This is a genomic window from Bradyrhizobium sp. JYMT SZCCT0428, from assembly GCF_018131075.1.
Classification (GTDB): domain Bacteria; phylum Pseudomonadota; class Alphaproteobacteria; order Rhizobiales; family Xanthobacteraceae; genus Bradyrhizobium.
Genome location: NZ_JAFCLS010000105.1, coordinates 1 through 11,458, shown reverse-complemented (window position 1 = coordinate 11,458; position 11,458 = coordinate 1). Strand labels below are relative to the sequence as shown.

10 protein-coding genes are annotated in these 11,458 nt (G+C 58.7%); 4 read left to right on the top strand and 6 right to left on the bottom strand.

Annotated features, from left to right (window positions below):
• Window positions 1-1,191: 1,191 nt before the first annotated feature.
• Together JQ575_RS42740 and JQ575_RS42735 are read left to right on the top strand one after the other, a co-directional pair.
• Window positions 1,192-1,815 carry a hypothetical protein gene (locus JQ575_RS42740; protein ID WP_212039146.1) on the top strand — a complete coding sequence of 208 codons (624 nt, stop codon included), beginning with the start codon at window positions 1,192-1,194 and terminating at the stop codon, window positions 1,813-1,815.
• Window positions 1,816-2,310: 495 nt separating this feature from the next.
• Entirely contained in the window at window positions 2,311-3,363 is a 1,053-nt protein-coding gene (locus JQ575_RS42735; protein ID WP_212039145.1) for a transporter, read from the top strand.
• 228 nt (window positions 3,364-3,591) lie between these two features.
• On the opposite strand, the gene JQ575_RS42730 is transcribed toward JQ575_RS42735, so the two are convergent.
• Both JQ575_RS42730 and JQ575_RS42725 read right to left on the bottom strand, forming a co-directional pair.
• Entirely contained in the window at window positions 3,592-4,158 is a 567-nt protein-coding gene (locus JQ575_RS42730; protein ID WP_212039144.1) for a hypothetical protein, read from the bottom strand.
• A 280-nt stretch (window positions 4,159-4,438) separates the two neighbouring features.
• Window positions 4,439-5,122, bottom strand: a complete 684-nt coding sequence (locus JQ575_RS42725; protein ID WP_212039143.1) for a helix-turn-helix domain-containing protein — start codon at window positions 5,120-5,122, stop codon at window positions 4,439-4,441.
• Window positions 5,123-5,358: 236 nt separating this feature from the next.
• On the opposite strand from JQ575_RS42725, the gene JQ575_RS42720 reads away from it, so the two are divergent.
• On the top strand, window positions 5,359-5,733 hold the full coding sequence (locus JQ575_RS42720) for a hypothetical protein (protein ID WP_212039142.1): 375 nt from the start codon (window positions 5,359-5,361) through the stop codon (window positions 5,731-5,733).
• A gap of 74 nt (window positions 5,734-5,807) precedes the next feature.
• Here JQ575_RS42720 and JQ575_RS42715 read toward each other — a convergent pair whose 3' ends face one another.
• The gene (locus JQ575_RS42715) at window positions 5,808-6,254 is read right to left on the bottom strand and encodes a hypothetical protein (RefSeq protein ID WP_212039141.1); all 447 of its coding nucleotides are present in this window, start codon (window positions 6,252-6,254) and stop codon (window positions 5,808-5,810) included.
• 276 nt (window positions 6,255-6,530) lie between these two features.
• Between JQ575_RS42715 and JQ575_RS42710 the strand changes: the two genes are divergently transcribed.
• Window positions 6,531-6,860 (top strand): nuclear transport factor 2 family protein, encoded by a 330-nt coding sequence (locus JQ575_RS42710; RefSeq protein ID WP_212039140.1) that lies wholly within the window; start codon window positions 6,531-6,533, stop codon window positions 6,858-6,860.
• A 442-nt stretch (window positions 6,861-7,302) separates the two neighbouring features.
• Here the strand turns inward: JQ575_RS42710 and JQ575_RS42705 are convergent, their stop codons facing one another.
• From JQ575_RS42705 to JQ575_RS42695, 3 genes are all read right to left on the bottom strand, one after another.
• Window positions 7,303-8,208 (bottom strand): transglutaminase family protein, encoded by a 906-nt coding sequence (locus JQ575_RS42705; protein ID WP_212039139.1) that lies wholly within the window; start codon window positions 8,206-8,208, stop codon window positions 7,303-7,305.
• A gap of 438 nt (window positions 8,209-8,646) precedes the next feature.
• Entirely contained in the window at window positions 8,647-9,015 is a 369-nt protein-coding gene (locus JQ575_RS46325) for a LuxR C-terminal-related transcriptional regulator (RefSeq protein WP_212039138.1), read from the bottom strand.
• Between the two features lie 401 nt (window positions 9,016-9,416).
• The gene (locus JQ575_RS42695; RefSeq protein WP_212039137.1) at window positions 9,417-10,922 is read right to left on the bottom strand and encodes a DUF459 domain-containing protein; all 1,506 of its coding nucleotides are present in this window, start codon (window positions 10,920-10,922) and stop codon (window positions 9,417-9,419) included.
• Window positions 10,923-11,458 lie beyond the last annotated feature (536 nt).

The window sequence follows — 11,458 nt, the reverse complement described above, 5'->3', positions numbered from 1 at the left end:
CAGCACCGCTCCGGTGGATACGGCACGCTCGGTGGCATGAAGGAGGGGAACAACGCAAATGTAATCGGGATACGGCAACGTTTCTGAATGCCGTGACAGTCCCGGATAAGATGCATATCCGACTTGGTGTCAGACTCGGACATCGCGGCCAAGCCGCGGGACGTCCAAAAGTGCCATCACCGACGAACCGTGCTTTTAAAGCCCAGTGGCCGAAAGCTTGCAGCCCTTGCGCGAGCGAATGGCTTGCTGTGTGCTGGGCCGGCTTGCCCGGTGTCCTGTAGCCCGACGCTGGCGCCGCCATGTACGGCGCTCCTATTCGGTAGAACTTATCTTTTGGAAAGTGCGGTTGACCAATGTCGGTCGCCCGGGCGCCGCTGCGTTCTGGCTGTCGCCTGTTGATGTAGATCAATGTAGGCCGCCCCATGGTGGATGCACTGGCCAGATGGTTCATCCAGTCAGGGAGGTTTGACGTGAACGCAATCATCAAGGCGGAAATGATTTCTCGCCGAAAGGCGCTTTCTCTCATGGGATTGGCTTCTGCGTTCGGCCTCGCGGCGGCCCCAACGGTCCTGACGGTTTCCGAGGTTGAGGCCCAAACCGTTGGCATGCAGCGGCGTCAAGAGCGACGCGAAGGTCGGCACGAGCGACGTGACGAGCGGAGGACCGGGCGCACCGAACGACGTGAGGAGCGGCGCACAGGTACGGCTGCGGGCACGGCTCCAGCAGGTACAACTACCGGCTCAGCTAAGTAACTCCACTGGCTCGGCGACAGTCGCTGGATGACGGCGTCGCCGCTCCTCCATGCTGCCACGCTGTTCTGCGGATCGTGTCGTGGCGTGGTGATGACGCGATAAGGTCCGTCCGCGCCGTGATGCTCGCGCGATCGACGTGGTGACGCTGTCGCTGTGTCGTCGTCATCACCCCCCATGCCTCGGACGGCTGGGCCGCCTTGGCATTCGCATCCTTTTGCAGGGAGTCGGGTAGTATTTCCGCACTGAACTTTGACACGCCGTCCCGTACCCGTTGGGGATTGGCCGTACGGCGGCTGGAATTCGTTACGAATCTTGGTGGTGCGACAACAACGTGGCCGCTAGACCCGCGCAAGTAAGCGCATGCGGCGCGTCGGTGTGGCCGGCCACCACCGCGCCGCAGCATGCCGAAGGCAAGAGCCGGGCACTACAGGAGTTAAACATGGCCGAGCCTAATCGCAATGGGATTTCCGCGCGGTTGTGGCGGCTCCCTGGGCAGTTGTTGCTGGCGCTGATCAATGCGACAGCGATCCTGGTTATCGTCGCCGCGATTCTGGCGCTGGTCGCAATTGCGCGCATCGACCATTTTGCCGAAAACGTCGTCGCAACGATGACTGAGGCCGTGTTGTCGAAAGTCGATCTGCCGCCGAAAGCCGTACTGGTGAATCTCCGAAACCTGACGGCGGAAGTCCGCACGCTTGGCAACGCCCTTCGGGAGATTAAGGCAGGAGAACACCCGGCCCTTCATTCCGAGATCGCGCAACTGAAGGAGGCGCTGACCGTCCTGAATGTCAGCATCGACCGACTCGGAAGCGCGAGATCGATCCTCACCGACGAAGCGATTGAGCAATTGGGCCGGACGGTCACCGACGCCCTGATGAAGCTGAGGGACTGCTCTTCCAGCACTCGCCAAGCGGCGCCTCACCGCACCCTCAGAAACAAGGCGGTCGAAGCCTGGGAGGCCGCTGGACCCTCGGAAAAGCTGGCCATGAAAATTGACGAACCGCATATGGGTCAATCTCGCCATTCTGACCGTGCGCCGATGACTTCCGGTCTACCCCGGTGAACGGACATTCGCAGGATAGGCGGGCATCGCACAAAAGTGCCGATATTGTTGCAAAAGTCGAAAATCGTACAACCCGGAAAATCTCGTCAAAATTGATTTGGGCTTCTCTGCTGCTGCGTGCTTTCAGCGCTACTACGGAGTCCGTGATCGATTTTGGATGAAACGATATAGTCCCATACGTCGCCGCGCGTAAAACGCATCAGCGGGTCTAAGAATTTTCGTTCGCCATTCCGAAAAGACTTTTGCAACAATATATGCCAGGAACAGACCTTGCCCAGGCCAAAGAACCGAACATCTCCAGTGCAACCAACTCTCGATCGGGCCGGGTCTGTGTCCCAGCCAAAAAACAAATATCCCCAGCTGGTACCATTCTGTCACGGATTTTGGACGCTGCTGTGCCCTAGTATTGAATGCCCGTCGTAACTTAAGGTTCGCGGTTCGCGGACCGCTGTTTGGTAGCTGCCTCTGGTTGCAACTACCGTCCGGAGGTTTGCAATGGGATCAAACGGACCAAGAATCCGCATTATTGAGTATGCGGTAACGGCCGCAGCTCTCCTGCTTTGCCCTGAAACTTTACATGCCGACCAGGGCGGCGGCTCATTCTGGTTTCCGGGTCAGTTTGCGAGTCTCGCCGCCGTGCAGCAGACCCCGGGCTGGGCGCTCGGTGTGATCTATTACCATTCCAGCGTCGCCGCTGCCGGGAGTGCTGCTGCAGCGAGAGAGATCCTGACCGGAAGAATTCCCACGACCGTAAACGTTGATTTGAATCTGAGCCTGAACGGGCGGGCCGATCTAGTGGCTCTCACGCCATCCTATACTTTCGCGACGCCGGTGCTTGGCGGTCAGTTGGCCGTCGGCATGTCCGGCCAGTACGGCAGAGCCGCCGCCAGTATCGCCGGAACACTGACGGCGATAGCCGGACCAATCGTGGTGACGCGCACCGGAGTGCTCGAAGGCTCGCTTTCCTCCTACGGGGACCTCGCGCCGAGCGCGCAGCTGCTATGGAACTATGGCGTCAACAATTATATGGCTTACGTCACGGGCAATATTCCCGTCGGCGACTATGATCCGATGCGGCTTCCCAATATCGGGCTCGGTCACGGTGCGATCGACATTGGAGGCGCTTATACATACCTCGACCAGACGGCAGGGGTCGAATTCTCGGGCGTGGCCGGCTTTACCTACAATTTCAAGAATCCCGACACGCAGTACCGGAGCGGCATCGATTTCCACTTCGACTGGGGCGCATCGCACTTCCTCACTAAGCAGCTTTTCGTCGGCGTTGCTGGCTACGCCTACCAGCAAATCACCGATGATTCCGGCCAGAACCCGATCCTCGGTGGCTTCAGGTCACGCATTTTCGGTGTCGGTCCGCAAATCGGATACAGCTTCCCGGTCGGCGACATGCAGGGCTTCCTGGGCCTGAGGGGATACGGCGAATTCGGTGCAGCCAACCGTCCGTCGGGATGGAATACGTGGTTGACGTTCACCACTTCCCCGACCGCGCCTGCCGCGATAGCGCCCGCGAAGCATCTGGTTTTGAAATAGGCGTTGTCCAAACTGGACGTCGGCGGCGATCGGGCCGATGTCTCAAATGGGTCGATCGTGTCGCTTTGACCGCGCGCAGCTCCTAAGCCCACAAGCAGACGTAATCGCGGACCGTCGGCATGTCTCAAAAGTGCCAACAGGCGACCTTTCGCTAATTCAGTTACTTGCAGTCCTGTTGTTGATGACCAGCTCCAACCGCGTTGCGGGTCGCACTGGCAACCCACGGGATTAGTTCAATTTTTCACAAGCTCCCAGCGAGACAAGGAACTCTCCTGTTTCGCCCTCAAAGAGCGAGAAATGGTTTGTGCCGTACAGCGTAAACTTCCCATGATCGCGCTGAAAGTTGTACGTGTCGGTCGAACCGAGAAATTTTCCCGTCGAAGGAGAGAATTCTACGTCGTAGTTTATGAGGCACCTGTTTGCACGAGAACCGTCGAGGTTATCGATTAGGCCGTACTCACTCTCGTCACACCTCATACGCTTCTCGGCATCACTTACTTCTTGAATCGTGACGAAAAACCTTTCATTAGCCGGACCAACTCGATCGCTGATCACGCGCCTCTGTTCGTCGACTTTCATCCCGGCTGTGCCGCTCACCTGGCAGACCCATTCGCCGACACGGGTGCGTTGTTCCGCCTTGATGCAGTGGCCATAAGCCAAAATCTGATCGATGTTTTTTTCCTTCTTGTCTTTCTCAAGTTTAAACGCCGAGTTATAGCACGCTGCGTGGCCGCTGCTCACCGCGAACAAGAGACAGGCCGTCGACAAGGCCAAGATTCGGAACATCGATTCCATCTGAAGCCTCCGAATGAACGACGAGGTATCAAAGTCGCTAGCATCTAAGCTACGGGGAACAGCGATAGTATTTGTTCGGCTGGCCAGCCACTTCCGATCTACCCCCGTCAACGGACATCGCCAGATCGGCTCGACTCTTCCGCTTCGTGCCAAGAACGGACATCGAAGGCTTAAACAAATGAGCGAAACCGCCAACTAACGCGGCCGTACTCTTTGGGCTGAAATCGCACCACCTCAAGAGCCTCTCTTTACCGCGTTTTCGCTGAGATTGTAATCGTGTCTATGCCGGCAGGTCAAAACTGGCCAACCGTCCTCGATCGCGGAGTGCGATGTCGCGGTGATTTGGACCGATAAATTCTAGCACGCCGGCTTGTTGCAAACGAGATAGTGCACGAGACACAGTTTCAAGTGTTATGCCAAGATAGTCGGCAATGTCCAGGCGGCCCATTGGCAGCGCGATGATCCCCATAGCAGTCACCCGCTCGTCCATTTCAAGCAAAAACGCGGCGACCCGCTCCAGCGCATTCTTACGACCCAGCAGCAGCATGTGATTTTCTGCGTGTTCTAGATTGCTGGTGGTCATGCTGAGTAAGTTTCGCCTTACAACCGGGTCACTCTCAGCCACCAGTTCAAGGCTCTGCCGTTTGATTAGGCGCAGGGCCGTTTTCACGACTGCTTCTGCGGTAAATCGATGCTCGTTTCCGTTCTCAAGCCCAAAAATATCGCCGACCAAGTGAAACGCGCCGATCTGGCGGCGACCATCCGTCAGCAATTTGTAGGTTCGAACGGCCCCCGTTTTGACTTGATAAACGTATTCGGCGGGCTCCTTCTCGCGGTAAATCTCGGTCCCTTTCTTGTAGGTAAATTCATTTAGGCTGACGATCGGGTTTGATCCAGTCGTCATACCAAGGTCCCCGAGGCAATAGGGACCAGGCATTCGGTTGGTCGCTTTGCGCACGAACATCAGCGAATTCCTCGCCAGATTATTGAGTCTGCACAATCGGTCGAAATGAATACTTTCCCCATTTGTCCGTGGGGTCGTCTGTACCAAAGGACAATGCGACAACAGACCACTGTTTGCGCGAGCGGCATCCGACCCATGAATTTAGGCACACCTATTCCGTTGATCTGCATCAACGCCCCGCTCTGACAGCGCAGCAATTTCCTGTCGCGGCTGGGTATCTAGAGAGAGGGTCAGTCATGCTTCGCTATATTCTTGCTGCTCTCGCAGCACTCGTTCTGCTCACCGCCAGTTTGATCCCAGACCCTGCCGATGCTCGCGGTCGCGGCGGTGGTGCCTATCGGGGCGGTGGCGGATTTCACGGTGGTGGCTACCGCGGCGGCGCGGTCGCGGGGCGAGGCTACCGCGGCGGCGCGGTAGCGGTTCGAGGCGCGCGGGGTGGCGCTGTCGCAGTGCGCGGCGGTCGCTACGGTTACGGCGGTTACGGGTATCGTCGGGGCTACGGTGCGGCAGCGGTTGGCGCGGCGGCGGTGGGCGCGGCTGCGGCAGGGGCCTATTACGGCGGCGGCTGCGGCTACGATACCTACGGCAACTGGGTTTGCCCGCGCTACTAATCCGTATTGAAGCGGCCGTGCGCCGGTGGCCGGCGCGCGGCGGCCAGTGTTAGGCCGGGCACCGGCTTGCACCGTTATCGCTCTTGCTCCCTCGTGACGGTCTCTAACACGAGCGCGGCCTGGCCCTTTTCTGTGACTACCATCGGGTAGCGGGAATACTTTTTGGCGTCCGGCGGATCAGCGATCAGGCTGGCGCGCACCAATGCCCATAGCGGTTTGCTGCCGCCTGGTCCGGTGAGCGTGTAAACAGTTCCAGTGTGAGTTCGATAGACCTCGCCTCGCGCCGTGGCTTGTAGCGCGAGGTATTGGACATCTGTCAGCTTGTCTCTTGGATCGCGAGTTTTGACCGGCCGCGGCGGCCGCAATAGCCGGTCTATCGTAAGCCGAACCCGCCGGTCGGCCAGTAATTCGAGGCTCGATTTTGTCTTGCCCGTTCTGATTACCGCGCCAATACGAAATTGGTACTTCCAGAGGCCGGGCTCAATCTTAGTAATTTCGTACTGTACACCTCGGTAATCCATCGGCGGCTCTTACACGAACAACATCCAGAGGCAGCCGGCCGACGAGCCAGAGCAGCGATACGCCGAACGGAAAGGTGTAGCGACTCATCGCCAGATTTTAGCGCGGCGGCTCGTTTTTTACATGTGCAGTTTGTGCCATTCGCGGGGCCTCGTGGCCGGCGCAAAATCGTAAAAAGTTGGCGCACATTAACAAGCGGGTTTCCTCGTAATTTTGCTAATTTTTTGGCCGCTTCGAGCGTGCAATGATAGCTGTGGGCATGTGAATATGGGGGGGCGATGTCTTCCGTTGATCTGATGGCCATCGCGATTGATTGGCTTGACGCCTATCGCGCGGGCGACCTCTTCATTGTTGATTTGTATGCCGAAGATGCTTCCCTGCGGTGTGATTGCGGCGGTGAAAAGGAACTGCGCGGTGCGGGCGCAATCACCGCATACTGGCAACAACGGCTCGTTGAAGAGCCTGCCGGCGAGCTCATCGATCTGCAGTGGGAAGGCAGCAATGTTGCCCTCGACTTCCGCGTGCCCGGTGGGATTGTGAAGGCGATGCTCACGTTCAATGCCGACGGGTCGCTTCGGCGCAGTCGGTGCGGTCCGTTCAACAATTAGGATGCGGCCCGCCCTCCCCTGGGACGGCTTACTGAGAGGGCTTAATTGTTTCGATCATGGCAAGTTCAACGTGATCTGCGAGGACTTCCGGTCTTCCCCCAAAAACGGACATCGTCGCGGACGGTCAGCACGTCTCAAATGTGCCAGAAACAGAAGTGCGCCCGAACTATTCATTTTTCTAACTGCGGAGCTAACCAAAGCAGGGAGCTTGAGCTTTCGCCAACAATCTCGCGCACGATTTCCGCCGCTGGCTAACGGGCGACGTCAAGATAGATGCCGCCGCTGAGGCGGGCCGACAAAAGCTTGCGTCAATAGATGAAATTGGAAGTCAGGCCTTATCGTGCGCTGGAAAGATCGGCAGCTGAGAATGCATATCGAAATTAACATCAAATGACCGTTGAACGCCAGATTCGGGTACGCTTCTTCAGGATATGGACGCACTTTATCCTTCGGACGAGTCGGAGACGTCACCGAGCTTTCGGACCGTGACATTCACTGACATGCCCAGGTAATCTTGTGTTTTACCAACCCACGAGCCTGCCAGAGGGACTGCTTGGCCGGGATGGCGACCAATCGCCACCGGGATTAAATCATAGCCGGCGCTGATGCGGTTGGTCGGGTCATAATGCATCCATCCGGCACCGGGGAGAAACACTTGGAGCCATGCGTGAGTTGCGCCGGAGCCGATCATGCCTACCTCGCCACCATCCAGCGCGCCATCGTAGATATAGCCGCTGACGAAGCGCGAGGCGAAGCCGAGCCGGCGCAATGTCTCGATCATTAGCCAGGCATAATCGCGACAGGTTCCTGACTTCGAGCGCAAAGTTTCACTGGGAGACTGGGTGCCTTCGGCGTCCCTGGCATTGTAGCGGAAGCTGCCGTGGAACGTGTCCAGCATCCGTCGTAGAACGTCAGTCGTGCGATCCTGGTTATCAGCAACGAAACTCTTGGCCCAGGCGGCAACACTGGCATCGGGGTCCTCGGCATGGGGGCGCATACAGACGGAAAGGTCAGTCCACTCGTCCGGGGTATATTGCACCGGCACTTGCTCCGCCCGTTTTTCCAGAGCAAATTCCTCAACTTCTTTTGTACCAAAATGGATTCCCCGAAACTGAAACGTAAACGTTAGCTCCTTGCCGGGTTCACTGAATTCAATCTCCGTTACGTTATTGGAGAGGCTGTCACTGACCCAGCGAATCCTGGACGCAAGGCTGGTTTTTGCGGACCAACTGAGGAGGCGTCCGCGTGCGGCAGGCCTCGGCAAGAACATGGCGCGGTGTGTGCCAAACGTAACCAGGTTCGCATACTTGTAGCGGGTGGCGTGTGTTACCTCGAAAAGAATTGCCATTGATCCCTCCGATGGTGATGTGGTCAGTCGATGATTCAGCGATCCTGGCGCTTAGCGGTTATCCTTTCAGCCCTCGGTAGCGGAGGTGAGAGACGGATTAGGTGAGGGCCTTGAAGACAAACTTCTGCGGGTTTCCCTTGGATGATCCGCGGACCGTCGCCGGCTATTCTTCGACACTGAGCGTAATTGGTTACACTAGGCCGCGGAGCACGACCCTGCCACATCGGCACAGTGAATCTGAAACACGGACTTCGCGATCGAGACCGATTGTCGTAATCGTTTGCTTGATCTGGCCCCTCCGAATTGTCGGCGCCTCAACAGCACCATTTTCTCTAGTTGGTGTAAGAGACGTTCCCGGCCTGTGTGAAAACGTGCGAAGGCCAAGACATCGCGCGGCGGAAACACGCACCGTCGCGAACGGCATCCTCCGGGATAAAGTCAAGGTCTGTACCCTAATGGTAGGCCTTCAGACACGATTGTGCTATCGCCCCATAGGACAATAGCACGCGCAAGCCAGTCGAAAAACGTCCTCGGGCATCCGTCAACTAGCGGACATCGCGTCCGGCCCCAGACCCGCTCGGCAAAGGAAACAAGTTCCGGCAGGGTTTTGACTCCTATCTTCTCCATCACCCGTTGGCGGTGAGCCTTTACTGTGCGCTCCGTGCATCCCAAGGTTCTGGCGGCGTGCATGTTGGTCTCGCCGCGAGTGATCAGGTCGAAAACCTCTCGCTCGCGCGGCGTCAGTCTCGATGGGTTACGATCAGTTCCAGCCACCCGATTGGAAGTTACCTCATCAGCTTGCCCCATAAGAGCGTGGTCACCACCCAAGACGATGAACGGCAGGCGGCCTTTGGGCCGGGCCGCCCCAACTTCCGAGATGGGTCAGTGGCTCAATCGGCACGGCATGTCCGTTTCACCCTCAAGAGCGGACGTCGCCAGGTCGCCCCAGCGGTCGGATGCTCCTTCGGTGGGGCAGAAGGATCGGTCCTAGTGGTGCCGACCACGGTAGCGATCTCGGTGACGCGGCGCAGGCGCCATGGCCATTGAGGATCCGAACGTTCCCGACGGATCTGTAAAGGCATTCGTCGGCTGGAAGAACGGCGGCATGGCTGCCGCGGCGGCGGGGCGTTGACGGTGCTTCGACTGGCGACCGTCACGCCGGACCCATTTGCAGGATCGTCACGGTCAAAAAAGACCGTTAGTCCACTCTAACGGCCATGCTTTTTCGGCTTTAGCGGCACCGCCGGCGCTTGGGCATTGGCATCGAGCGATGATGATGCCACTGGCGTCTCACTTTTGGCCTGTTCGGGCCCAATTTCGCGTCGCGGCCAGACAAAATCGTCGGCGCGGCCGGCTGGTGCCGATAAAGGCTCACCTTTGACCAAGACCCGCACGGCCTGCGCATCAACCGTCACCGGCCGCGATCCCGGACCACCGAGCAATTGATCGGTGCCGAAAGCGGAGGCGACCAACGGAACGATCGGCCCGGCGAGCGGACGTGGATCCGGCTGACCTGGCGACGCATTGGCATCCGGCGTTGCCGGTTCGGTTGGTAGCGCGATCGGCGCGGAACGCGCAGCCAACAGCCTGCTGATTTCGCGCTCGACATAGTGCGCGAGCTTGAGCGCGCCAGCCTTGGTGAAATACACGCCATCGTTGGAGCGCAGCCGGCGGATCTGCCCCTCGAAATCGGGGCCTTGCTGCATAAAGCGGTCGGCTTCATCGACAAATCCGTCCCAGACATCAACATAGGTGATGCCGGCCTTGCCGGCCGCATCGCGATAGAGCGTATTCAAAAACGCCGTGTCGGCGGACGCCTTGGGGCCCCGTACCACCGGCAGACCCACCCACAGCACTGGCACCCCCTTGGGCTTGAGTACGCCGATCATCTCGTCGATCTTTTCGCTGTAGAGTTCGACCCAGCGTTTGTCGCGAAATTCATGGAGTCCGTTCGGCGTACCCGCGCTCTTGTCCTGTCCGGTGATCGGCCGCGCACCATTGCTGTCGGCATCGTCTGGCAACAATTCGGGATCGGCCACCTTGGTTGCGCTGTCCGGCTTCGCTGCGGGTTTTTCGGCCGAAGACTTGGCTTTGGCGTCCTTCTTGTCGACCGATTTAATCTCGGATTTAGCCGCCGCCAGCTCACGGATTGCGACGCGGTCGTCAAGCCCGAGCATGACGACGATGGCGTCCACTTTTTCGGTGGCGAGAATGCCTTTGGCGGCGGCGGCCCAATCGGCTGGATCGCCCCTGGGCTGGTATTTGATCAGGCCGGAGACTGTCTTGTGTTTGCGGGTCACGCCCATGTCAGCCTGATCGGCATAGATGTCCTCAAGCCCATAGGCGAGCCAGTCCGCCATCGAGTCACCGAGCACGAGAATGCGGCGCTCAGGTACAATGCTGCGTTTCTCCGGCGGCGGCGCCCTTGAAAAATCCTCGCGTGCCGGTGGTGGCGCTTGCCGCCCATACCAACGAGGCGGCGGCGCGTACTGCTGCTGGGACGGCGCAAACATGTCGTTACCAAACCAGCCGCCACCGCGTTGTTGGTTACCAAACCAGCCGCCACGTTGTGGTTGCGGCCGCTGCTCGCCGAAATTGAAAAACTGTGCAGAGGTAGGTCCGGCCATGCCCAAAACCAACCCCGCCGCGACGGCTAGCGCAATCAGCCAACCACGCTCGGTAAAGAGGCCTAACCTTTTTGGTTCCCTTGGCATGCTCTTGGACCGCACACGCAGAACTCGCCCACACTAGCACAGAGGTTGTATGGCGAGTCTCAGTTTACCGTGAAGCGCGTTTGCTGAACAAAGCAACGTCTGCTCGGGTTCAAACAACTGGCGTTCCTCATGCGCACGGACTTGATGCCCCTTTGCGTGGTATCCCACCAGACCCCATTTGCATAACCGTCGCAGTCACGTTGCGATGGGTGCCCAGCAGCCGAAGCGCCAGTGAATGGACCTCGATCGTTGACCGTCGACTGTATCGATCGTTCGCCGCTCTGGACCGTGTAATGTGCCTAACGGCAGCGTCCGATGTTCCGCCGTCATCGCGGCGCAGTTGAACCCCCGCCCCGCACAGGTGATCACTCCCGCGGTAGTAGGTGGCGGCCGCTCAACCCCGCACCCGCACCAACCTGCATGCTCGAGCGCGAGAATATGGGGCAGAACCGGTACCGCTACCTGATGCGATTCAATCCCGCATCACCGCCCCCGGGGGCTCCCCACCCCCTCCGCTCGAGCGCGCTTGAATCTGA